The organism is Paenibacillus sp. NN59, assembly GCF_057597225.1.
Genome location: NZ_CP199678.1, coordinates 471,407 through 496,040 on the forward strand (window position 1 = coordinate 471,407; position 24,634 = coordinate 496,040).

22 protein-coding genes are annotated in these 24,634 nt (G+C 45.9%); 12 read left to right on the forward strand and 10 right to left on the reverse strand.

Features of this window, described 5'->3' with window-relative positions; all coding sequences use genetic code 11:
* The first annotated feature begins 12 nt into the window (after positions 1-12).
* The 3 genes from ACT89M_RS02175 (at position 13) to ACT89M_RS02185 (ending at position 2,965) form a co-directional block, all read left to right on the forward strand.
* Entirely contained in the window at positions 13-291 is a 279-nt protein-coding gene (locus tag ACT89M_RS02175; RefSeq protein ID WP_123065505.1) for a 2TM domain-containing protein, read from the forward strand.
* A 189-nt stretch (positions 292-480) separates the two neighbouring features.
* A complete protein-coding gene (locus ACT89M_RS02180) occupies positions 481-1,410 on the forward strand; it encodes an SDR family oxidoreductase (protein WP_261764649.1) in 930 nt (309 codons plus the stop codon).
* Between the two features lie 298 nt (positions 1,411-1,708).
* Positions 1,709-2,965, forward strand: a complete 1,257-nt coding sequence (locus ACT89M_RS02185) for a DUF445 domain-containing protein (protein WP_154984949.1) — start codon at positions 1,709-1,711, stop codon at positions 2,963-2,965.
* Positions 2,966-3,092: 127 nt separating this feature from the next.
* Here the strand turns inward: ACT89M_RS02185 and ACT89M_RS02190 are convergent, their stop codons facing one another.
* The 4 genes from ACT89M_RS02190 to ACT89M_RS02205 are packed head-to-tail and all read right to left on the reverse strand — an operon-like array spanning position 3,093 to position 5,885.
* Positions 3,093-3,449 carry a YxeA family protein gene (locus ACT89M_RS02190; protein ID WP_308723000.1) on the reverse strand — a complete coding sequence of 119 codons (357 nt, stop codon included), beginning with the start codon at positions 3,447-3,449 and terminating at the stop codon, positions 3,093-3,095.
* Between the two features lie 25 nt (positions 3,450-3,474).
* The gene (locus tag ACT89M_RS02195; RefSeq protein ID WP_154891461.1) at positions 3,475-4,206 is read right to left on the reverse strand and encodes an ABC transporter permease; all 732 of its coding nucleotides are present in this window, start codon (positions 4,204-4,206) and stop codon (positions 3,475-3,477) included.
* Between the two features lie 12 nt (positions 4,207-4,218).
* A complete protein-coding gene (locus ACT89M_RS02200; protein ID WP_090918850.1) occupies positions 4,219-4,968 on the reverse strand; it encodes an ABC transporter permease in 750 nt (249 codons plus the stop codon).
* Positions 4,968-5,885 carry an ABC transporter ATP-binding protein gene (locus tag ACT89M_RS02205; RefSeq protein WP_154891480.1) on the reverse strand — a complete coding sequence of 306 codons (918 nt, stop codon included), beginning with the start codon at positions 5,883-5,885 and terminating at the stop codon, positions 4,968-4,970. Before ACT89M_RS02205 ends, ACT89M_RS02200 begins: the two co-directional genes overlap by 1 nt.
* A 158-nt stretch (positions 5,886-6,043) precedes the next feature.
* Here ACT89M_RS02205 and ACT89M_RS02210 point away from each other — a divergent pair, with 158 nt between their 5' ends.
* The 8 genes from ACT89M_RS02210 to ACT89M_RS02245 all read left to right on the forward strand — a co-directional run bounded on the left by ACT89M_RS02210 (position 6,044) and on the right by ACT89M_RS02245 (position 16,662).
* Positions 6,044-6,757: a response regulator transcription factor gene (locus ACT89M_RS02210; RefSeq protein WP_154891459.1), complete on the forward strand. Its 714-nt coding sequence runs from the start codon at positions 6,044-6,046 to the stop codon at positions 6,755-6,757.
* A complete protein-coding gene (locus ACT89M_RS02215; protein WP_154891458.1) occupies positions 6,757-8,142 on the forward strand; it encodes a sensor histidine kinase in 1,386 nt (461 codons plus the stop codon). The genes ACT89M_RS02210 and ACT89M_RS02215 overlap by 1 nt, the downstream gene beginning before the upstream one ends.
* Positions 8,143-8,418: 276 nt before the next feature.
* Positions 8,419-8,601 carry a type A2 lanthipeptide gene (locus ACT89M_RS02220; protein WP_161556976.1) on the forward strand — a complete coding sequence of 61 codons (183 nt, stop codon included), beginning with the start codon at positions 8,419-8,421 and terminating at the stop codon, positions 8,599-8,601.
* Positions 8,602-8,711: 110 nt separating this feature from the next.
* The gene (locus tag ACT89M_RS02225; protein ID WP_308722999.1) at positions 8,712-12,056 is read left to right on the forward strand and encodes a type 2 lanthipeptide synthetase LanM family protein; all 3,345 of its coding nucleotides are present in this window, start codon (positions 8,712-8,714) and stop codon (positions 12,054-12,056) included.
* Positions 12,049-14,271 carry a peptidase domain-containing ABC transporter gene (locus ACT89M_RS02230; RefSeq protein ID WP_308722998.1) on the forward strand — a complete coding sequence of 741 codons (2,223 nt, stop codon included), beginning with the start codon at positions 12,049-12,051 and terminating at the stop codon, positions 14,269-14,271. The genes ACT89M_RS02225 and ACT89M_RS02230 overlap by 8 nt, the downstream gene beginning before the upstream one ends.
* Before the next feature lie 346 nt (positions 14,272-14,617).
* Positions 14,618-14,959, forward strand: coding sequence for a hypothetical protein (locus tag ACT89M_RS02235; RefSeq protein ID WP_253498321.1), 342 nt, complete (start codon positions 14,618-14,620; stop codon positions 14,957-14,959).
* A 17-nt stretch (positions 14,960-14,976) separates the two neighbouring features.
* The gene (locus ACT89M_RS02240; protein WP_186809805.1) at positions 14,977-16,314 is read left to right on the forward strand and encodes a Tle-like phospholipase domain-containing protein; all 1,338 of its coding nucleotides are present in this window, start codon (positions 14,977-14,979) and stop codon (positions 16,312-16,314) included.
* A 75-nt stretch (positions 16,315-16,389) separates the two neighbouring features.
* Positions 16,390-16,662: a hypothetical protein gene (locus ACT89M_RS02245; RefSeq protein WP_090918837.1), complete on the forward strand. Its 273-nt coding sequence runs from the start codon at positions 16,390-16,392 to the stop codon at positions 16,660-16,662.
* 186 nt (positions 16,663-16,848) lie between these two features.
* On the opposite strand, the gene ACT89M_RS02250 is transcribed toward ACT89M_RS02245, so the two are convergent.
* From ACT89M_RS02250 to ACT89M_RS02265, 4 genes are all read right to left on the reverse strand, one after another.
* A complete protein-coding gene (locus ACT89M_RS02250) occupies positions 16,849-17,631 on the reverse strand; it encodes a YcnI family copper-binding membrane protein (protein WP_261769539.1) in 783 nt (260 codons plus the stop codon).
* 79 nt (positions 17,632-17,710) lie between these two features.
* The gene (locus ACT89M_RS02255; RefSeq protein WP_154891453.1) at positions 17,711-19,426 is read right to left on the reverse strand and encodes a copper resistance protein CopC; all 1,716 of its coding nucleotides are present in this window, start codon (positions 19,424-19,426) and stop codon (positions 17,711-17,713) included.
* Between the two features lie 253 nt (positions 19,427-19,679).
* Positions 19,680-20,336 (reverse strand): response regulator, encoded by a 657-nt coding sequence (locus ACT89M_RS02260; protein WP_090918831.1) that lies wholly within the window; start codon positions 20,334-20,336, stop codon positions 19,680-19,682.
* On the reverse strand, positions 20,336-21,166 hold the full coding sequence (locus ACT89M_RS02265; protein WP_154891452.1) for a sensor histidine kinase: 831 nt from the start codon (positions 21,164-21,166) through the stop codon (positions 20,336-20,338). The genes ACT89M_RS02260 and ACT89M_RS02265 overlap by 1 nt, the downstream gene beginning before the upstream one ends.
* 319 nt (positions 21,167-21,485) lie before the next feature.
* Between ACT89M_RS02265 and ACT89M_RS02270 the strand changes: the two genes are divergently transcribed.
* The gene (locus ACT89M_RS02270; protein WP_090918827.1) at positions 21,486-21,674 is read left to right on the forward strand and encodes a hypothetical protein; all 189 of its coding nucleotides are present in this window, start codon (positions 21,486-21,488) and stop codon (positions 21,672-21,674) included.
* Between the two features lie 111 nt (positions 21,675-21,785).
* Here ACT89M_RS02270 and ACT89M_RS02275 read toward each other — a convergent pair whose 3' ends face one another.
* Both ACT89M_RS02275 and ACT89M_RS02280 read right to left on the reverse strand, forming a co-directional pair.
* Entirely contained in the window at positions 21,786-23,618 is a 1,833-nt protein-coding gene (locus tag ACT89M_RS02275; RefSeq protein WP_154891451.1) for a bifunctional diguanylate cyclase/phosphohydrolase, read from the reverse strand.
* Positions 23,619-23,999: 381 nt separating this feature from the next.
* The gene (locus ACT89M_RS02280; RefSeq protein WP_154891450.1) at positions 24,000-24,593 is read right to left on the reverse strand and encodes a DUF5317 domain-containing protein; all 594 of its coding nucleotides are present in this window, start codon (positions 24,591-24,593) and stop codon (positions 24,000-24,002) included.
* Positions 24,594-24,634 lie beyond the last annotated feature (41 nt).

Here is a 24,634-nt window from a genome sequence, read left to right on the forward strand (position 1 = left end):
AAGAAGGTAGGTATAACTTTGGAAAAAAATAATGAGGAGTATGAACAGGCACTAAAACGGGTTAAAGCTCTTAAGGATTTTTATATTCATCTGGTGGTATATATTCTGGTGAATACTGGATTAATAATATATAACCTAGTATTTTATCCGGATAGCATATGGTTTATATATACGTTGTTAGGATGGGGAATTGGAGTGATTGCACATGGATTTACCGTCTGGGGTGGTGGATCGATATTTGGTGCTGAATGGGAAAAGAAGAAAATAGAAAAGTACATGAATAAAAAGTAATTATGGGTAAACTGGGCTCACTAATGCATAAATGATAGTGGGTCCAGTTTTATTTTTTAAGGACTGTCACAAAATAAGATTTAGATGTAACTATTTCTATATATTTACTTAGGTGTGAGTGGTGTATATAATTTGTATAGAATACATAATTATGGATAAAGGGAGTTGTTGATAACGGACACGAGCGAATTGCACGTTGTAGTAGGTACAGGACCATTAGGGATGGCAGTCATGGAACAGTTATTATTAAGAAACAAGAAAGTGCGAATGGTTAACCGAAGTGGCGAGATTGATTCATCGGCTAATGTAGAAGTAGTTAGAGGGGATGCAACTGATGATTTAGAGTTCAGCAAGGCTTGTTCGGGGGCTTCTGTTATCTATCATTGTGCCAAGGCTCCATATAAGGAATGGCCTGAGAAGTTTCCACCAATTATGGATGGAGTGATACATGCAGCTATAACTGAGAATGCGAGAGTTGTATATGCAGATAACTTGTACATGTATGGACAGACGAAATCCAAAATATCTGAGGACTTACCCAATCGAGCTACAGGACGTAAAGGCGTGACTCGTGCAAACATGGCAGAGACATTAATGGATGCACATAACAAAGGAAAAGTGAAAGCTGTGATCGGTAGAGCATCGGACTTTTACGGTCCAGGAGTGTTGGATTCTGCTCTGGGAGAACGTGTCTTTGGAGCTGTCCTTGATGGTAAGCCATCAGAGGTGTTAGGAAATATAGATTTGCCTCATACCTATATATATATTAAAGACTTTGCAAAGGGGCTTGTGGAGTTGGCAGAGGACAACGATTCTTATGGGCAGATATGGCACATCCCGAGTGCAGAGACAACGACGACCAGGGAAATAATCGCGCGTATTTATAGATTGAAAAATCAGGAGCCGAAGTTTCGAGTAGCACCTAAATTTTTTGTGAACGTGATGTCCCTCTTCAATTCTGATATGAGGGAACTTAAAGAAATGTTGTATTTGTACGAAGCTCCGTTTGTTGTCGATACAGAAAAATACGAAAGAAAATTTAAGAAGAATGTAACTTCACATGACGAGGCCATATTAGAGACATTGGCATGGTTCGAACAAAGAGCCTCTACAAGATAGTATGTTCAGTGTATTGCACGACCCTTCTATATCTATAGAGGGGTTCTTCGATTTTATTGGCACAAAAATGAAGGTTTGGTTTTGACGTTTGTGGGTGATAAGATGAGGTATACGAAAATCGACGGAAGTGTAGCATGAATAGTGGATCTTGATCATGATTCTTGGAGGGATACCTTTAGGAGGAATCTTATCCAAACCATGAAATCGTATGCTTTTACATAATCAAAGTCAATCAAGCGTAGTGATCTCGTATGACAAGTCGAGCTCGCGCGATTAACAATAAAGGAGCAAATTAATCATGGCTAAACCTAAAAAAACCAAAACGGCAGCAGCCTGGTCTCTCGTCATTATGGGAGCAGGTTTCGCAGCATCATTGCCATTCCAGGGGGTGCCGGTAGGTAAACTGCTGGTTGGTTCGTTTGAAGCAGGACTCGTGGGTGGACTTGCGGACTGGTTCGCAGTAACTGCGTTATTCCGTCATCCGCTAGGTATTCCGATTCCCCATACGGCGTTACTGCCGAAGAACCGGGATAAGATGACGGAAGGTTTGGTCTCCGCTGTGGAGAATAATCTGCTCAACAAGGACAGCATTACGGAGAAAATTGCTGGCTTCAAAGCAGCTGAGATTGTGCTGGATACTTTGGGCCGGGAGCTGCATAGTGACGGCATCAAAACCATGATTGATACGTTGTGCAAACGTATTTTGGCCGGGCTTCCGCTAGAGCAGATCGCTCCGATTGTAGCCAAAGAGATCAAGTCACAGGCCGGAGCGTTTGACTTGGGGCCGATTCTCGAACGGGCCGCTGTACAGGTAACTGAGCGAGGGTATGATGCTCAGGCTCTGGATTATGCGTTGAAACAGGCAGAGGAGTGGCTGGTCAAACCGGAAACGATTCTGTTCCTGGGTGAAAGTGGCATGAAAGCTATTAGTGGTATCCAGATGAATGGACTCATGCAGTTTGCGATGAATGCGTTCATGGGTTATTTGAATGAAGACCGTCTGGGCGGCATTATTCAAGGATATCTCTTTGACCGGGTAGAGGATATGAAACGGGAAGGCAGTGCGCTGCGTTACAAAGTGCTGGATATGCTTCGTACACAGGCCATGCGTATTGCGGTGAGTGAAGCTGTGCAGGATGGCCTTAACGGGTGGAAGAATAATCTGCTGGATGGCTGGAATGCTGAGGAAACCGTGCTGAACAAGCTCATCGAGATGCGGGATAAAGCACTAGTGGCGATGGAGGATGGTCGTTATGTGGATACGTATGCACTACCTGCAATAGAGAAGGTTTTGGCTGATCTGCGTGCAGATGATGCGTTAATGACAAGCATGAATGGCAAGATTGTAGAAGGTGTCACCACACTGCTGGAGAAAAATCACTCCAAAATCGGGAATCTCGTGCGCGAAAATGTAGATAAAATGGATAATGCTTCACTCATCTCGCTGATTGAAGATAAAGTAGGTCAGGATCTGCAATGGATTCGGATCAACGGTGCGGTGACCGGATTTATTATCGGGGTCTTACTGACCGCGCTACGGATGGTACTTGAATAAAAGGGAAGGCCGGGCCGATCTGGCTGGCCAGCAAGAAGAGCCGCTCGTGTGTAGAGCAGGCTCTTTTTTAGTGTCATCGTAATGATGTGGTTTGTTATCTTGTTGCTAGCTTGGGATGAGAGGTGGATTATTTGGAGGTTAGTTGCTTGGCTTGAGCGGGCAATTCATCTGCCGTCACTTCTTCCCAGTGCGTTACACCACGTATTGCGGCTACATAGAGCTTCAAATATGCACCACTTTTAAGTGATTTTCCTGTAGAAAAGTTTAATGTTTTGGATTTTCCCTCATCCGTATAACCGACTAGTTTGTAGCTGTATCGTCCATTTTCATCCTTGTTTACTTCAGTCTGATTCACAACCGTATAATAGGTTGTTTTGCCTGCTGGATTATCAGGTGTCAGTTTAGCCGGGTCCATGAATATAAGCCACAGGCAAGTCAGAATCACAAGCACTAATGCGAGAATACCGAGTGATTTTTTCATCATAGTGCACTCCTTTACAGATTGGAATTCAGGATGCTGCAATATCTTTATATTTTAGGTAGCGAATCGACCAGATGGCAAATAGAAGAATGAACAAGCTGTTCATAAATAAAAATACCATATTCTCTGAGGTAGTCAGCCCTTTCTGACTAAGCACACCCATACCGATCGTGAGCAGGGAAAACGGGAATAACATGCCAATCTTCAATACATACATGCCTAATCCAAAAAAAACTGCACAAAGGCTGATACCAATAGGTGTAGCAAAGCTGCGTATCCGAATGGATAACCCAAGTTGAAGTGAAGCGATGGAAAGAGAAGCAAACCACCCTCGTAGGCTCCAGACCAGAATTTCCGTTGGAAACTCGCCCGGAATGTTGAACATCTTGCCCGCAGCCCAATACATCAGCATGAAAAAGGCTTGGGCGAAAAAGATCAATAGGCCAACAATGACCAATTTGGCAACAAACAGACTGGTGACACTTAACGGCGAAGCCAGAACCATGTTCCAGTTGCGGTTGCTATGCTCCAGACGGCATACAAAGGCACAACAGATGGCGATGAGAATAGGCAGGAAGAATTCCCCGTAAAATAAACTGACCTGTGTCCACAAGCTGAACCAACCATTTTGTAAAGCGGCCTGGTTAAAATAAAAGTTAAAACATCCGATAAGCAGGCTGATAATAGGCAGGATTGCCAGTACCAGACCGATCCGGGAACGCCGAAGTTTAAGCCATTCGGCAGAGATACTCCTCAGCATATAGTTCCCTCCTTAGATTTCTTGTCTCGAGGCATGAAAATTGCCAGCAAGATAGAAGATGATCGTCATGCACAGGGCCGCTAACAATAGGCCGACAGGCAACATTCCAGATACATAGGTTCCTGAAGAGGCGCTGTAAATGTAAGTGACCGGGTTCAAATCCAAATAATAAGACCAGATAAACAAGTGACGAATAGCGGCTGGGAACAAACCGGATGTGGTTCCAATGAATCCTCCCAGCATGCCCAGACACAAAGCAAACGCCTGATTGCGGACGGTCAGCGACAACCATTGCTGTAGTGCTGTAATGGCAAGTGTAGTTAATAACGTCCCAACAACAAATTGCACAAGCAGGGAGAGTGGGATGGAACCGGAAATGTTTTTGGATAGACCAAAGCCCACGATAAAAATGGCCTGTGCTATGATGCCATACAGGATCAGACTGTTTGCACAGATATATTTGGCGGTGTAGACATGATTTCGCCCCGTATTGGTAGTCATTAACATCTTCCAAGTGTTCCCCTTATGCTCCATATCACAGATGCGGGACACCACAATCGCCGATATGATCGGCAGAAACAGACCATTCATCGAAGCGATGCTGAAAATGAGTGCTTCCCAGCTGGCATTACTCGCGCTTCGAGAGATCGAGATGCTCATGGACATGGCAGCCCAGATCATCTCTGCAGCAAGGAACAGGGTAATCATGATCCAAATCTTTTTGCGCCGGATTTTGTAATACTCCAGAGATAGAGCTTTCATTACAGGCTTCTCTCCTTTCCAGTCAGATCAAGGAAAATGTCTTCCAGACTCTTTTTGTGTTCCTCAATGCGAGTGACCGGAATGTTCTGTTCCACAAGCGCTTTATTCAGCTTCGATACTTCTTCGTCGCGAAGATACTTCAATATGAGCTGATTTCCATGAACTTGTGGCATATAGCCATGAGTTAGTAGAAGTTTTTCTGCTTTTGCCGGCTCGGGGGTCTGAAAACGGATCGTGGCCTGATTGTTAGCCTGTAGACTCTGCATGGTACCTTGAAACAACAATTTGCCATCACTGATAATGCCCACGGAGGTTGCGATCTGTTCGATCTCGGATAACAAATGGCTGGAGAGCAGCACGGTGATGCCATATTGACCAGGCAGGGACTTGATCAATTCTCTGATTTCACCGATACCGGCAGGGTCAAGCCCATTCGTAGGTTCATCCAGAACAAGCAAGTTGGGAAAAGCAAGTAAAGCCATGGCAATGCCCAGCCGTTGTTTCATACCGAGTGAATACTGATCGGCCTGTTTATGTTTCTGATTTTCCAGTCTTACAATTTTTAAGGCTTCATCGATATTTTTGCTTGGTACATTTCGCAACCGCTGCATCACCTTCATATTTTCAAGACCGGTCAAGTGACCATAATACGAGGGGGATTCAATCAATGAACCGGTTTGGCTCAGAATGGCGGGTCGATGTGTGGTCAAGTCTTTCCCAAAGACCTTGACCGTACCTTCACTAGGTTTGATCAACCCTAGCAACATTTTTAACGTGGTCGTTTTTCCTGCTCCGTTCGGGCCTAGAAATCCAAAAATTTGCCCCTTCTCAACCGACAAATTCACTTGATGCACACGATTCATACCGCCGTATGATTTGGACAGATTATGCGTTTCGACAATGGGGGAAGTGTTTATCATTGATTTCATCTCCATTTCACGGTGATCTCTGTTAAGTTCAATATAGATCAGACGTCTTGCTCTTGGCTGAAGATAACCTTACATTTACCTTAAATAGAATTGGAAAATATAGGCTTATATTCATGTCCTGATGTATAATGAAAAGGGTGATACGAATGGACATAATGAAAAACAAGAAAATACTGATTGTAGATGATGAACCGGAAATCCGTGAGATGATCGAACGCTTTTTGCGTAAGGAGGGCTTTTTCAGAGTCTATACCGCAGGTAATGTGGCCCATGCTCTGGCAATGTGCAGAATAGAGAAGCCGGATGCAGCCATCCTGGATATCATGTTGCCAGATGGAGACGGATTCTCCTTGTTGTCTTCTATTCGTTCCTTCTCGGACATGCCTGTGCTATTTTTGTCAGCGCGAGGGGAGGATGAGGATCGTTTACTAGGTTTAGGTTTGGGAGCAGATGATTATATGGTCAAACCTTTTCTTCCAAGAGAGCTGATTCTTCGGCTCATGGGCATTTTGAAAAGGGTATACGCTTCCAATACGATAGAAAGATTGCCTGTATTTCGTCTAGGTGGATTAACCATTGATTTGGAAAGCGCTGTCGTTCATGGGAAGGGAACAGAACTTCCACTGACAGCCAAGGAGCACGCTATACTGGTCAAACTTTATGAGAATCAGAACCGGATTGTAACCAGTGATGCACTATGTCAGGCCGTTTGGGGAGATGAGAGTTACGGATATGAGAATACCCTAATGGTTCATGTTCGGCGGATTCGGGAGAAAATCGAAGAGGACCCGTCTAAACCAGTGTTTCTGTTAACCGTCCGTGGGCTTGGTTATAAACTGATGACTCAGGAGACTCGATAATGGATGGTTTGGTTCGTATTCTAAGAAGATTTGTCGGCTCTACCATTCTTGTATCTGTTGTACTGCTTTTATTTAATCTCGTATTGCTGGGTTCATTGATCTTCAAGGAAATTCACGAAGGACCTTCCCCCAGTGCTGTTGTCAAACAGGTCGCAGGCAGTTTGAGCAAGAGCGAGCAGGGGGAGTACACATTACAAAGTAAAGGGATGGAGATTCTCGCTGAACATCAAGCCTGGGCGATGCTTTTGAATCAGGAGGGTGGGGTGCAGTGGAGTGAGCGTCTTCCAGCAGAAATCCCTCTTACTTACAGTGTGACCGATGTTGCTAAATTTTCTCGATACTATCTTAAAGAGTACCCGGTATATGTGTGGGAACGGGAAGATGGACTTTTGGTGTTGGGGTATCCCAAAAATACGTATGGAAAATACCAGTTCGATTTTTTGGCGGATTGGCTCAAGTCTCTACCGGTCAGGATTGTACTGTTATTGATATGCAATGTGGCACTTGCGCTACTTATCTCATTGCTAATCGGAACCCGTGTCATACGAAGCATTCGCCCGTTGATCGATGGCATTCATGCACTTGCTAAAGGAGAGTCGGTGCAGGTTGAAACCAAGGGCATATTCAATGATTTGTCTGAAAGCATTAACTCGACCTCCCATATGTTACAGGAGAAAAATGATGCGCTAAAGGCAAGGGATGAGGCACGATCCAACTGGATATCAGGGATATCGCATGATATACGGACGCCATTATCCATGATTTTGGGATATGCCAGTGAACTGGAGGAGCAAGCGGATCTAACAACCGAGCAAAAGCAACAGGCATCCATTATCCGGCGTCAGGGGGAGCGTCTGCGATCGCTCGTCAGTGATTTGAATCTGGTATCGATGCTAGAGTATGAAATGCAGCCCCTACAGATGAGATCCATTCGGTTGCCTGTTCTGGCAAGGCAAGTAGTATCTGATTTTTTAAATAATGGTCTGGACGAGCGTTATCCGATATCGTTGAATGTTCAAGACGAAAGTCTGTATGTGCAAGGGGATGAACGATTGTTATATCGAGCGGTAACCAATCTGGTGCAGAACAGCATCAGACACAATCCAGAGGGGTGTGCAATCGAATTGATGATCAAGCGTGAAGTGCAAAGTGGTTACGCACAATTCATAGTCTCCGATGATGGGAAGGGAATTCCCGAGGAAGATCTGCTTGATGTGCTGGTTCTTCCTTATACGGCAGGTCGCATAAGACCTCCACGTCATGGGCATGGTCTCGGACTTCCAATGGTATCACGGATTGCTCAAGCCCATCGGGGGAAGCTTCTGCTCCAGTGCAACAGCCAAGGAGGGCTTCGCGCAGTATTGGAACTGCCTGTAACGGTATGAGAGTTGCCTGTCTCAGGACAGGTTCTTTACAAGCACATGCGTATAACAACGTAATATAGAGAATTAATAATTTAAAGTAAGATCTAGTCGATTTTTGGGATGTTCCAAAGAAGGTAAAATAAGGATTTACAAAATCTAGCAAAGTGTGATAGAGTGAAGACAGAAGTAGATTACATATTTTATATTTAATGTAAATATATGTTTTGTTTGAATAAACTCCGGTGTTTAGCTTATTTAAGCTATACATATACAAAAAATTGAATGGAGGTTTTTTCAATGAAACAATTCAATCTCGAAGCATTAGCAGCAATCGAGGACATCAGTGATGATGAACTGATGGTGGTTACAGGGGCGTTGGCCGCAATCGAGGATAAGAAAAGCGGCGGTGTATTTTGCACAGTGAGTCATGAGTGCCATTATAATTCTGTTTCACCTTCTTCCTGGTTGACTTGTTGTTAATTCTGAATTCGATTTTCTTCAAGCACATAGCTGATCTCAGTTATGTGCTTGAAGTATTTATATGGCGTTTGCCTGTTTACCACCATTGATTTAGAAAGGGAGAGAAAACGATGAGCATACAGGAGCAGTTGAATAACTCCCGCTGGGGTGATGCTTTATATTTGACAGAGAAATACAAGCAGTATGAACTTGAAGTTGCTGCCGAGCCTTCCGCTCATGGAGATGCAGTATCCTCAAACGATGTAAGAATGAAGTTGTGGCTGGATCAGTTCTTTCAGGATCAGGAGCAATTAGCGGATCGATTCCAGGCTGAATCTATGGACATGAATAAGGTGAATAGTCTATTTCAAACTCCAGATTTCCAGTACGCGTTTACAGATATGGGCTGGCATCAGGAGCTTCGGAAGACGTTTCTTGAGAATGAGCATGAGGATATTACATATTTCATCGAGGGCAATACAGAGGAAATCCCTTTTTTTGAGTTTTCACAACCTTTTCTGCAACGATCTATTCAGATCATGACAGAGGGTCTTTCAGAAGGATATGAGTGGCTGGATCGGCGCCGTGTCATCGGGCTTGTACTGAAGACCGTCTCGGATAAAGTGTTTCACTTGTCTGCGAAGACACTCATCTATGAACTAAATAAAGCTCGGCTCCAGGAGGAATTGATAGGTGAAGATTCCCGGCAGAGATATTTGCATTTTGTAAGCGAGAAAATTCAGTCCAGAGAACAAATTCTCAACCTGTTACTGGAATATCCGGTTCTTGCCCGAGGTATTGCCGAGCAGACGTTGCGGATCAATCAGAATATGATTCGGGTTCTGGAGCGATTGACGGCCGACCGTCATGAACTGGAATCTTTGTTTGATTTTAAACTGGACAGGCTGGAGGATATCGTATTTCTTGGGGATTCCCATAATGGTGGAGCCAGCGTGCTGCGGTTGAAATTTACCGGGGACGTTGATGTCATGTACAAGCCAAGAGACATGGCAATTGATACTGCATTTGCTGGTATACTACATTGGTTTAATGAACAGGAGATTGGATTGCCTTTCCGGATTACCAAAACGCTGGACCGTTCCGAGTATGGCTGGCAACAATATATTTCTTACGAGGAAGTAACCCGGGAGGAAGAGGCAGAACGCTTTTTTGAGAGACAGGGACAATATTTAGCGATTCTATATGCATTAAATGCAACGGATATGCACATGGAAAATATCGTTTCCCAAGGAGAGCATCCGTTCTTCGTAGATCTGGAGTCTTTGCTGCACAATCAACCCTTCAAGTATATGGATGAGAAGGAGCAGTATACGGCACTGGAGAAGACCCTTTCGATATTGAATGATTCCGTATTAAAAACAAGCATGCTCCCTACGCTGGACTCCAACGCCTTGTATCATAGTGATCTGAGCGGGCTTGCCGGAGATGTGGAACAGATTCTCAATACCTATGAGGTTCACGATAAAAACACAGATATGATGAGGATCAAACGAAGCAAGATTGCTGTAAGTCGGTTCAGTCACCTGCCATCTTACAATCAAACGCCAATACAACCCGAACGCCATATCCATCGTTTAAAAGAAGGGTTCTATCGCACTTATCGTTCCATCATGGAGCAAAAAGACCGTTTCATCATGGCAGTACGCCACCATTTTCATGGGTGTGCTGTGCGGACAATTGTTCGGCCAACCGTGACCTATTTTACATTAATCGAAGCCAGCTCTCATCCTAAATATTTACGCAATGGGCTGGACAAAAGTCTGCTGTTTGACATGATGTGGGCCATCGTCCGGCAGGATCGTAACCGTGAGAAACTGGTCAGCTATGAATGCCATGATCTGTTGCACGGAGATGTGCCCATGTTCAAAACATTAATTGGTGAGAAGGTGCTGTTTCATCATTCGGATAATCAAGCCATTGAGGGTGTTTATGACTCGGATATCTTGACCCAGACGGAGACAAAGGTTCGGGCCATGAATGAAGATGATATGGATATGCAGTGGGAATTTACGGAGCGTACACTGCAAACGAAGTATGTACTGGAGCGCTCGTTCGCTATGGAGAAGAGTACAGCGAGTGTACGGCCAGAGGCGTTGAACGGGCATCCAATCTCCACGACCCGAGCTGATTACTTACGTGAAGCGGTAAGGATTGGTGATTATATTAAGGATATCGCGATCACGGGAGATGAGGGCAGCACCGTATCCTGGATCAGCATGGGCATGGATGCGGACGAGAAACTGATCTATAAATCCTCGGAACTGGGTCTATACAATGGGGTCACGGGCATCGCTTATTTCTATCTTTATCTAGGTCAAGAGACGGGTGACGGGAAGTATACGGAGATGGTCGATTTGTGTATCCAGACGGCCTGGGAGATGATTCGCAAAAACATGGACAGAAATATCTCTCTGTTTACAGGTTACGGATCACTTCTCTATTTGTTAGTGCATAAAGCGAAGGTATACTCCCAGCAGGATGTTCACCCGGAACTGCTCGAACTGCTGGATATACTGGATGAGATGATCGAGGAAGATGAGCGGCTGGATGTCATCTCAGGTTGTGCAGGCACATTAATGGCATGCGTGGATTTGTATATGATGTTCCACCTGCCTAAGGCACTGGACATAGCTACAAGATGCGCAGATCGTCTGCTTAAGCTGGCTGGGCCGATGGAACAAGGCTTGGCATGGGTGACATCGGCGATCAATAAAGTGCCCCTTAGCGGCATTGCACATGGAAACGCAGGCATATGTCTGAGTCTTGCCCGTCTGTACCGTGTTACAGGTCACGAACCTTATTTTGAAGCTTGTTTGGAAGGAATTAAATATGAGGAATCGATCTACAGTTCCGAAGTGAACAACTGGAAGGATCTCCGGTTCACGGATGGCAATATGTCGGAAGAACATTATGTCATGTATTGGTGTAATGGCGCACCCGGTTTGGGTATTGCCCGGGTAGGAACAGCACAGGAGTTAAGCTTCTGCGGGCCTATAGATGTGCTGGAAAAAGACATTCGCCGAGCGGTGACCAAGACTATGGAAGATGGTTTCACAGAAGTCAGTTATTCACTATGTCACGGAGATATGGGGAATTTGGAGCTGATCTTGCTCGCAGCCGACTATTGGCAGGATGAAACGTTAGAAGCATACGCTTATCAAATGGCTGATTATATCATGACCAAGGTTAGAGAGGATAACGGTCACTGGAGATGCGGCATTCCGAGTCGTCAACAAATACCAGGACTTATGCTGGGTCTGGCCGGAATCGGATACCAGTTACTGCGGCTGTATAATCGGACACTGCCTTCTGTACTTATGATGGAAGGGCCGGTAAGCCATGAACTGAAGGATGTAGAGCAGGTCACGCAGCAGGATAGAGTGGAGATGGCTTTTACCAGACAGCAGGAGTATACGGCAGAGCCGTCATCTGAACCGGGACAGCATTATGCCTAAACGTTCAGTATTTAGCCGTCTGCGTGGCAAGGCACAGCGAAAAATTCCTGTTAAATTGCAAATGAATCAATACGACTGCGGGCCCAGCTGTTTGCATATGTTGCTTGCGTACTACGGCTATGAAGCCGATTTTACCGATCTGAAGGAACGATTTGCCATGCTGGGGAGCGGTCGTGACGGAAGCTCCATGTTGAAAATGAAGGAGGTAGCCGAAACCTACCATCTGAAAGGTGTAGCCAAAAAGGCACCTGCGCCTTCACTCAGTAATGATTTCTTGCCGATCATCTGTTTCTGGGAGCAACGACATTTTATTGTGCTTGAGGAGATTAAGGCTGGTAAGTTATATACCATTGTTGATCCTGCCATGGGAAGAATGACGATCACTAAACAGGAGTTCGAAGAGAAATATTCAGGTATTTTTCTGCTGGTATACCCGGATGAGGGGTTTGTCCCTTTTTCAGAAAAAAAGATGAGTAAAGTAGCGTATTTCAAAGATTTGATTCGCAGCAACAAAAAGTATTTTGTATGGGCCGTATTGCTTGCCCTGGGATTACAGCTTGTATCGGTGCTTTTTCCGTTCCTGATGCAGGTTTCGATTGATGCGGTAACGGGCAATGAGGGATACTCCATTTTTCCCGTGTTGCTCACCAGTGTGGCTTTATTAACCTTGTTTCAGATCGGTTTTGGATATGTTAAGGATATGTGTATCGTGCGCCTTCAGGAAGTGCTGGATTCGCAGTTAACCACCAATTTTGTGTCCCACATGTTGAAGCTCCCGTATCAATATTTTGAGATTCGCTCTCGCGGAGATCTGATGATGCGAGTCAACAGCAATGTTACCATCCGGGAAATTTTGTCGCAAAAAATGATTTCCACGTTCATCAATTTATTTTTAATTGTGGTGACGTTTACCTACATTGTCATTCAGTCACGCATCATTGCGTTCACGTTGCTAGGTATAGGAATAACACAGGTCCTTATTTTTGTATACACGCGCAGCAGGTTCAAAAAACTGACGCAAACTCAGATTGTAGCTCAGAGCTTGGCAGGATCTTTTATGACCGAAGTGTTAGAAGGGATTTCAACAATTAAATCTCTCGGTATCGAGCAGCGCACGGAAGAAAAATGGCGGGAGTTATTCAAACGCCAGCTTGCCACGGTGAAGGAAAAGGCTATTTTTCAAACTCGAGTTAACACGATAACCAATACTTTGAATTTTATGACACCGATGCTCATTTTGCTCGTGGGTTTGTACCAGATTATGCAAGGCAACATGACGTTAGGTATGCTTGTTTCATTCCAGTCTCTGGCTGCACTGTTTTTGGGGCCGCTTAACTCACTTGCTTTGATGCTGAATGAGTTCGTAATGGCGGATGCGTTGCTGGATCGGATTTATGATGTGATTTTGGCAGAAAAGGGTCGGTCTTTTCAGAAGAAACCAACGGAGATGGTGCATGTTGCCGAGCTTCAGGGTGATATTACGATTGACCATGTGAGCTTCAAATATACGGAGTACAGTAGTCCTGTGCTTAATGACATTAGTATGACCATTAAAGCAGGAAAGAAGGTGGCTCTCGTTGGCAGATCAGGCTCTGGTAAAAGTACTCTCGCTAAATTGCTAGTGGGGTTGTACACCCCTACACAAGGAAATATTTATTTCGATGGCATTCATGCGGAGGAATTAGATCCTCAACATATTCGTGATCAAGTCAGCATCGTTCTTCAGGATAACTTCGTGTTTAACAATACCGTTTACGATAACATCAAGCTGCATGCGGAAGAAGCGACTGCAGAAGAGGTGATGTTTGCTGCAAAACTTGCCGATATTCATGCAGATATCGAACGCATGCCGATGAAATATAACACGTTAATTTCGGAGGCAGGCTCTAATCTGTCCGGGGGACAGAAACAACGGGTAGCTCTTGCACGGGCGCTTGTGAGCAGGCCCAAAATTCTGCTTTTGGATGAAGCAACCAGTGCACTGGATACGTTAACGGAATCTACGATTGCCGGGAACTTAAGCATGTTGAAATGTACGCAAATTATTATTGCTCACAGGCTGAGCACCATTCGAAATGCCGACACGATCTATGTGCTGGATCAGGGAGAACTTGTCGATGCGGGAACACATGAAGAGTTGGTTACAAGGTGTGACGCGTATCAGAGACTCGTAGGAGAGCAGCTGAATGAGGCCAAGCTCAGACAATATGGATAGAGCATGTTATTTATGAGGGTGTCTCTGCTTCGCTGGGCCTGGATAAGAGGTGTGTCATTTATAATCAAGCTTTCTTTTTGACACCAGCCGGTGTTCGGAAGAAAGTTTTTTATTTTTATATGGAAAAAGTTAGGGCCTAAATGGTACAGCAGTCTTAGAAGCGGGTAATATACACCCAAATATAGGCATGAATCAACTAGGAGAAAAGTTTCAGGAAAACGCTCCTGTGAGCGGATGTGTCTTATGTTGATTTTGTACTATGATGCATGTAACAGGTGAAGGGGGCGCTCTTTACTTACACAGGTTTGAGCCAAAAGGGGGAATTGCTATTCCGCGCACAAAAGGGATGAGAAGTTTATTCGCACTGATGATGGTGTTCACTATATTGCTGGGAGGGTGTCAGAAGATGACAGAGAGTGAGAAACAGGCGTTGTACCAGGAAGCTGAGAAGGTTGTGGTGCAGCACTTCAAAGAAAAGTTTGAACTGGATGTGGTCGTTACGAGCAAGGAACTGCTGCCAGAGATGGCGATGTCGCAGATCGGACTGAAGGGGCATGTGAAGGATCATGACGATCAGACCTTTGGCATATCGTACGATTACAAGAAAAAAATCACCAAAAATCTCGTGATTAGTCCCGAGCTCGAGGAAGTCATTAAAGCTAAAGGACATGATCCATACGCCAAATAAAAGGGGAGGTGCAGTGATTGAGTAACGGCAGGAACATTGATGATGAAACGTACAAAACCTTATCGGAGTTAGCCTATCAGGATCAAAAGGCAGGTGACCGTCTGACGGAGCTTCCCGGCTGGCAAGTACTGGAGGGCACAGAGAGTAATAAATTTTCCGGCTTCGATGCCGTAACGTTTTATAATCCGGAGACCAAGGAGGCAGTCATTGCCTATCGGGGAACCGAGGGGAGTGCCTCTCTGGACCGCTCGGTGCCTGATTTCGTGATGGATGCACGCATCGGGGGCGGAGAGTTGATCCGCAAAGGGCAACAAGACACGGCACAATTTGTAGACAACCTGACACCGGATTGGCTCGATAGAGGCGTTCAGAATATCAAAGATTCCACAGGTATTTCCAAAGTGGAGAACTGGGCTGGCGACAGGGTAAGAGATGTACAAAACTGGACGGGCGATCGAGTAAAGGATATCGAAAAGACCTATTCGCCTACGGGCTGGGCTAACCAGATGTATCAGTCGGAAGATTATGCGAACCATATGAAAGAAAAGTATGGCGATCTGAATTTCTCTCTGACAGGACATTCTCTCGGAGGTGGGGATGCGCAGTATGCTTCCGCTTATACAGGTCTTCCTGCGGTTACATTCAGTGCACCTTCAGTGATGGGCAACTTGACTCCTGAGATGCGTCGGCGGGTAGAGGCAGGTGAGTTGGATGGCCAAGTGACGAACTATGCGAGTCCGGGCGATCTGGTCGCTAGCGGAACGTTAGGCGGATATGATCGTCATGTAGGTTCTACGTATTATATTGATTCGAATTACGCAGATGCCAATAATGGTGTAAGTCTGATTGATAAAATCAAGAATACATTTGGCGGAGAAAACTACCACAGCCTGGATCAGTATAACTTCAAAAATGGTTACATTTCCAACGAGTTGTATGATCCGATCACGGGTGAGCGGGTTCGTTATTCGCCACGACTTATGGAGAATCTGGGACCGCTGAGCAAAGCGGTAGGTCCGATGGGGCTGAGAGGCGGTGCCGGCAGAGGAGCGGCTGCGGCGCTGGGATCTGGTCTAATCCAGGTTACCCCGGAGGAACTGAAAAGTGTGGCTTCCCGCTGGAAACAAAATGCCCAGCAGTGCAATGCCGAGTTGAATCAGGTGCGGACACGTATGGCTCAGTATTTACATACAAGCCGTAGCCGCAGACTGGAGCCCATTGTGACTCACTTGGATGCGTCTATCCAGGAGCTGAGCACATGGCATATGAAGCATACGAGCCAGTTCCTGAACTTTATTGAGGAAAAGGCGGAGGCTTTCCGGCAAGCGGATGAGAGTCCGGTACATTTTAACTAGTTATAAATGACAGGCTGGAGAGATAGCATTGAGTATTCAAGGTGAGAACGTGCACTGAGGGGGAGGGAACCACGGATGAGCGGACAATTGCTGGTGGAATTGAATGACCTGCGGATTGCGGAAAAAGAGCTGTCACAGCTACTGGTTCGCATGCAAGCGGATGAGCAGGAGGCAAGGGCGCTGTACAGCCGTCTGAACGATTGGAAAGGACAATCTGCGGATCATACGAGGCAACAGATTGAAGAATTTTTCGCAGGTCTCGCCAAGCGTATCCAATCCATCGAGATGCAGAAGAAAAGTCTGATCCAGTATATTGAATTTATGATTCAAACGGATCAGCAACGTTAATATGCAACGGTGTGCCATATTGCGGATGGCGCATGTATCGTGCACGGCAAGTTATCTGGATTCTAGATATGAGTTAACCAAAAAAGGAGTTTGTAGCATGAACGGGGTTATCCCGTTCGCTGCAAACTCCTTTTTGCATCTTATTTAAATATTTTCCTCGGCCAACCTGGATAGATAAACTGCAGATTAACGTTTTTTGCGGCGAGTGGCCAATGCAATGCCCAGGAAGGACATGATCAGAGCCAGGATCGATACGATTAACGTTGCTTGTTGCAGCTTCAACGTACCTGCATCGGAATCCGTGTTGTTCGGTTGACCTGTTACCGTATCGGAGAGAGCATCGCCGAGAGTGGTGTCATCATTTCCTTTTTTGCCATCAGTCGCAGTGTCAGAAGCATTGTCACCTGTCGCGGTACCAGCAGTACCTGCACTGTCATGCCCATCACTTGTTCCACCTGCTGCGGCATTGCCAGCAGTTGCAGGATCTTCGCTGATGGTTGTGATGCTGTGAGGAGAGTTTGCCCCCGGCTGGCCTGTCCACTCTACAATGCTGCCATCACTGTAATATTGGAAGGCATCCCATGCCACTTCTGTTTCTGTCTTTGGGTTCTGTGCAACAAAGTTAAACTGTTGGAACTGTCCAGCCAGAATCCCTTGGTTATCTCCATCAATCTCCCAAGTGATCGAGGTTACTTCTTTAGAATCATTTTTCTCAGTTGTGATCTTCCATCCAGACAGTGGCTGATATTGCTTAAATGCAACACCCTCTGGAATTTTGAGTGTGATTTTAGTTGTTGGCAACTCTTTCTCAGACGGTATTTTAATCGTATATGTCTGCCATGCACTCGTTTGTGCGACGGACGGATTTACCGTGACGTGAGCGCTGGCCAAACCGGAGAACAGCAGGAATGCTGCTGCACCTGTTGCCATAGCAGATGTTAATTTGGATACCCATGATGTCTTTTTCAAAATGATAACCCCTCTCATTCTTTCTTATGCAATCGTTGTTAGATACACTTCACTCTTTTAAAAATGGTTTCGTTGTTTACTACGGCTTTGCTGCCTCAATCTTGAACTCGGCATCGAGGGCATCAAGTGACCGAGTTAACGCGTGGACTTGGATACTCCACTTGCCCGGCATAGAGATGTAGTCCTCCGCCTTGTATACGCCCGTATCGTTCTTCGGAATGGTGATCTCATAGATACCCATATCCATATCCAGATGGATCAGAGACAACGTCACCTGTTCGAGATCTTTGACGATACTGCCATCCGCTCGCTTTATGCTGACTTCGAACTGATTTTCTCCCACTACGTTTGGGCTTACCTGGAGTGTTATCACGGAGCCATCATCTGTCGTTTGTGTGCCCTTATAAGGACCGACGGGTGCTGGCTGACCTGGAGACAGATGTGTCAGTACAGCCGCGAGCGCAAGAATGATGGCACCTGTAACCAGTTCAGCCTTTAGACTGCCAGACAACTGCTTACCTGTAGCGGCTCTTGCTCGATTGGCATGTATCAGCGCGAAACCGATCATCACGATAAGTAGCAGAATTTTACCAATCAGAACCAGGCCATATGCTGTTGTGAATAAAGAGTTCAGTAGCGGTGCGGGCAGGATGACCAGACTGCCATAGATACCCGTAGCGATCAAAACGGCTACAGCACCGATACCCCAAACGGTAAATCTCCTTATCGCTGCCCAGTAGACTTCGCCTCGCAATTTTGCAGGCAATCGATTGGTGAGTGCAGGCAGACACACTGCCATAGCGGTGAGAGCCCCGATCCAGAATGCAGCAGCGGCAAGATGTACAAAGTCCATGGCTACAGCAAGCACACGTTGCTCTGCGGCAGCAGGATGCCCCGTCATAGCATGGGTAAGCAGCCAGCCTAGAACCAGCACCAATGATCCGTATGAGGACCAGATTCGCACGCGCAGGGATCGATCCAGATCATAACCGGACAGTAGTGTGACTGCAAGCAACATGGCAATCAGCATCTGTAACATCCAGATCTGACCGAAGGAGGTCAGTTTGAGCGCACTGCCTAATAAGGCCCAACTGAATTCGCCGAGATTGACACCTGACTCATAGAGTGTGTTCAGCGGAAGGCTTATTAGTGCGGCAAAGGAAGCAGCAGCATAGCTGATCCAGAGCAATTTGTAGCTACCCGGTGCCTCCATCGGTTCCCGTAGCAGGGAAGCTGGGGCAATTCGCAGTAGCAGGAAGGCTAGCGTACCGAGAATGACGGACAGACCGAGATATTGAATCCAGTCCGTGAATGACACGATCCATTTCAATGGGCCACCGGTGGCACCTGAACCGGACGCCAAATCCTTCAATCCGGCAGGTGCTCCGGTAGGCTCACCGATATGGAACACATACGCTCCAGAGATTGGATGACCATCGGCAGATACGGCCTTCCAATTGACGAGATATGTCCCGTCAGCAAGGCCAGGCTTCAGACCCGTTTCCAGAATGTGCGGGCGTTCTGAGTCAATCTGTACGTCACCATTGTCCGCTTGATTTCCGTCAGGTCCGGTAATTTTAATATCATAAAAGGCCGTCTGCAATGATTCATTAAACTCCAACGTCAGCCGCTGCGGTGCAGTAACGAGCAGTTCATTTTCTTCAGGAGACGCCTTCACGATATAAGCATGAGCAGATGCCCATTGCGGCATCACCAGACAGAACACCAGTAACAGACTGGTGAGCAGCGCCCAGTGACGTTTGCTCCAACGCAGGGTTAAGCTTCTTACTCTCAAAAAATCATCACCCTTGGGTTATAGAATTACAATTATCCATAATTCGTCGTTCACACATAATCTATACCATTATAACTTTGTCCAAAATGAAGGCGTATGACTACATAGGGCTATAAAAAATCATGGATTACTGCATATTTGTGACAAATGCTTGAAATGATGCACATTTATAAGTGGTGCTATTACATAACGCATATCAGAAGTAAATCGTTTTGTGGTAGACTTCCCTATTCTATTCGCTCTGAAACATGTATTATTTACGAGGCTTGCGCCCGGCAAGCCCGCTCTCTAATGCGTAGCGAGTGAGCTGCACCCGGTTCTCCAGCTGTAGCTTCTGCAGAATGTTCTTCAGATGATTCTTGACGGTCTGATCCGAGATACCGAGCTGCTCGGCAATTTCACGATTGGTGTACCCGGCAGATACCCATTGCAGAATCTCCAATTCGCGAGCGGTTAACGGATTCTCTTGCACATCCTCACTGCGAGGAGCGGGAAACTCCTGCAATATTCGGTATGCTAGCTCCTTGCTCAGCGGTGCATCGTCACTAACAATGGCGCGAAGGTATTCCAGCCAAGTGGAAGGAGATAAATTTTTGCGTAGATAACCTTGGGCTCCTTGTTTCAATGCTTCAAAGAGGTAAGTGACATCATCCGATACGGTGACCATTACGATCATGACGTATGGGAAACGCAGTTTAATCTGCCTTGTTGCTTCGAGTCCATCCATATCGGGCATCTGCACATCCATCAGAATCAGGTCAGGCATCCAGTGTTCGGTTAGCTCAATCGCTTCCTGCCCATTTTTGGCTGTGCCAATGACTTCAAACAGGCTATCTTCGGATAAAATGGTGCATATCGCCTCACGCGCATGTGCGTGATCGTCAACAACGAGTACACGTACCAGTTCCATCAAGTCTGCCCCTTTCCAATGATCATTTGTGTATTACCTGGTGTCGAATCAAGCTGGAATGTCCACCCCATCTGCTCGGCTCGTTCTTTTGTGATTCGTAAACCGTACCGGTCCTTGAACAGCATCGGATCGCCTTGAATTCCAGTACCGTTGTCACGGATATGAACAGACCAGTTAGAGGCATTGCCTTTAGTGTAAACTTCCACTTTGGTGGCATGGGCATGTTTGCGTACGTTAAGCAGTGCTTCCCGAATACAAGCAAGCAGTTCTACCTGCTCTTTGGCCGAGAAGGAAACTTCGGTCAGATTCCATTCTATATCTGCTTCTGGAACGGTATCACTCACGATGGCTTCGACCTGAGCTTGCAAAGCGACGGCTTCAGGATCAGCAACAGGTGAAGGTACATAACGCAACTGAGCAATAGCTTGCCTTACATATGTATTGACTTCGTGCACGGTTTTTTGAATCTCGCGCAGATCCTGCTCATGGCTGGTGCCTGCAAGACTGCGTCCTGCTTTGTCAGTCTTTACCGAGAGCAGGAATAGCGATTGTGAAATGCCGTCATGCAGTTCCCGGGCAAGCTGGTCACGCGCTTCAAGCGCCGTTTTGGATGCTCGCTCTTGTTCGAGGGCAGCTCGGGCCCCTTCTAACATCAGGAACAAACGGCTTAGCAGTGTCACGCTGACAAGATATACAATTACAGGTGTCAACCAGTTTCCGGCATCCATCGATAGATAAGGCATCAGAAACTGATGGCGAATATATTCCCACAGTCCCACGGTGATGGTGGGAATTAGCAGGATCATCCATTTGATCTGTTTATAGGACATATATACATAACTCCTTTTAAGGGCTGGATACATCATACTGTAGCAGGTTGTACCTTTTCCACAATGAGGGTAATGGGATCATTATAACGCAACCTTGTCCAAGACCCTAGTCCGGGCTGTTTACAGGAAATGGGGGAGCATCATGGAGTATTTAGAAGGATATCTAAGAACACAGAGGGGTGAAATACTGTCACGCTAGGTGAGGGTTGATGTGCTCTGCTCAGGAGGGCTCTGCCCGTTTTCGCTATGAGGGAAGGTCCTCTATACTTATATAGAACGCAAAATCATTACAAAACATGTTAAGGAGTGACGCAGCAACATGAGTCAAGAAGTATTGGAACGTCGCAGTGAATTGCTCAAGAAGAACATTCACCAGATGCTTGTTCAAGACAATCAGCACGGGATCAGTCGCCAAGACAACATGTTTTTGCAACAGATGATCAAAGAGTTACATCAGACCTCGCATGAACTGAATACGATGAGTAACGAAGAGTCTTCACAAGACTGAACTGGCCCCTGATGCATTCGATGAATCAAATCACACTTCACATCACGATGAAAAATGAAAATGGCGCTATCCCTCATGGGATAGCGCTTTGGCGTTTATACATATATCAGACTACTGCAATAGTTGATGAGCCGCTCGTTTCTCGATATACCGAATGAACAACTCCGCGAGTTCCGGGTCAAATTGCGTACCTGAACATGCCCGCAACTCCTCTATGGCCTCATCCACATTTTTGGTTTTCTGATAAGGTCGCTCGGTGGTCATGGCATCAAAGGAATCGATCACGGTCAGCATCCGGCACAGCTTAGGAATTTCATGCCCCTTCAGGCCGTAAGGATAGCCATGGCCGTCATAGCGCTCATGATGCAATTCAATATACGGAATCAGATCGGCGAAGCGATCATTCGTCATCACCATTTTTTTGCCCCAAGTCACATGACCCTTGATGGTATCCCATTCCTCGCATGTCAGCTTTTCTCTTTTGTTCAATATAGACCAGGGGATCTCCAGCTTGCCAATATCGTGAATCAGCGCCCCAAGCACGAAACGCCGCTTTTCTGCATTGTCCAGTTTCAGCACTTCGCTAATATCGAGCGCGTATTTATAGACCCGTTTGGAATGTTTGAACGTATCCATATCCTTGTATTGAAACAGGTTCAGCTGCTGCTCGATGTCGCGGACGTCTTGAACCAGATCAATCTCGTGCTCCATACCGTCATTGCTACCATAGCGATGTACGTTGTTTTTGCCTTGCTTTTTGGCATAGTAAAGCGCTTTGTCCGCCTGATCCACCAGTTGAGACTTGTTATACATATCCACTTGGTATGCAGCAATTCCGGCAGAGAAAGAGAGACAGCCATGCGGTAAAACCTCTACCCCTTCAAAAGGTGTATCATTCAGCTGTTTGCGTAACTTATTCATAAATCTGTAAGACTCATCGAGTTCCATGCCTGGCATGAGCAACGTGAATTCTTCTCCACCATATCGAAAAGCGGTAACGGATGTGCCTTCGGTCTTGCGAATGAGAAAATCCCCAAGCAACGCCAGCAGGCTATCACCTTGAAGGTGACCGAACTGATCATTATATTTTTTGAAATCATCAATATCAAGCAATCCCAGACAGAGGGGCGTTCCTTGCGTACGAGCTTTGTTTAGCTCCGTTTCCAGCATGCTCTCGAAATAGCTATGGTTGAACAATCCTGTACGCTGATCCGAGTTTGCCTTTTCTTCAATGGACTGGTACATGATGAACAGTTGCTTGAACGCATGAGATAACAAGATGCTGAGGCTGAGATATAAAAATAGACCAAGGACACCGTTATGTACAACCAAAATGGTAAGCACAAGCGCCAAAATAAGTGTACAGAGGTAGACCAGGAGGGATTCGGTTACGAATGCCCGTTTCATCTGCTGTAATGCATCTTTGGTTGAAAAATGAAAGAACAATCCTAGCGTAATGGTATTAATAATAAAATAGGCAGCCAGCGCTGCAACATATGGAATCAGGTTGTAACTATCAATCGCTCCGACCTGACCACCTGTCCATTCGAACACAGTGGCGGCTCCGGTGATCATGAGACTATAGATACTGAAATTGACAACATGTTTCCACCAGGCAAGCTTGCGGTCTTTAATTAATAAAATGATAGAAATCGGCAACAACACCGAGAGGCTGAATGCCCCGCCAAACATAAATATGCAGGCCAGATACACAGAGGAATCCATCGATTGCTGGTTACCCTTCGGAGGAATCTGGAACGTAAAATAGTCGAGGATGAGCGCGGCTCCCAGCATGGTATAAACCATGACCCAATCGGTTGTAGTCAGATGTACATAAGACCACTGGTTCATATAGATAAAAACGCCAACCCCGGTGCAGCTAAGCAAAATAACATACATCATGCTTCGATCTGCTTTGCGGATAAGGTTACGAATAAAGTTCATAGAAAATCTCCTGCTTGGATTTAGTCAACTCGTGATGTTAGGTATAAACGAAAGGTGCAGTATCACGACATCTTATAAAGATAACAGACTCCTGCTCGATGCATTTATATTGGTTATTGTTGTATAGGTATATACTATATATTTTTTAACATAACAAGATCGCTTCCAAAAATCCAGCAAGAAAAAACAGGCCGCTCGCAGCCTGTTTGTCTGGTGTGGCAGCAGAACCTAACCGCCAAGCTTGTATCCCGAAGTAAGTGCTACAACGACAGACGCTACGATGATGGCGTTGATAACAATGCGGGAATATTTGATGCCCTCGAATTTCTTCATGGAAAAGACCTCCCTTCCTTGGAGTCTGGTCCGATGCTCACCCAATTCTCACTGGGTTTGATATGTTTCTGCGGACGACATATCTTCTTTGCCCCGATTCACCATCATGTACTGGATAAACAGGAATATGCCAACATTCATCACGACATCACCAATGCTGATGACCTGTGTTCGTGGGTATGGACTCGATAGCGGGATGATGTCGCCGAGAAAGGCAAGATGGGTTGATGCGTCCATCATATAATGCTTGGATACGGCGGTGCCTTCCCGAAGCAGATCGACATAATAAGGCCCAAGCACAGCAGAAGCTTCAACGGAGACGGGCATGCGTCCACCATTAAGAGCCATCACGATGAAGTTGAGAAACACCCCGATCCAGATCAGCGTGAACCCCCGATGATGTCTGTTGAGCCATAAAAAGATGAGGCCGGTGATATAAACAGCGGCAAACAGATAACCATTAATGGATGCTACCCAGCTCAACCGCTCCTGCATATAGAAAATGCCAAACTGGAAGAGTAACAGTAGAGGGAAGATCCAGCCGCCGCGTAGCTGCAGTGTTGCAAACTGGTTGAGTCCATAACGGACCCCACCCCTGAATAGACCAACAATCAAGCCGATCAGAATACCGTCGTATACCATGATTAACCCCTGTTCTTGCGGACGTGCGCAACGATACTTGC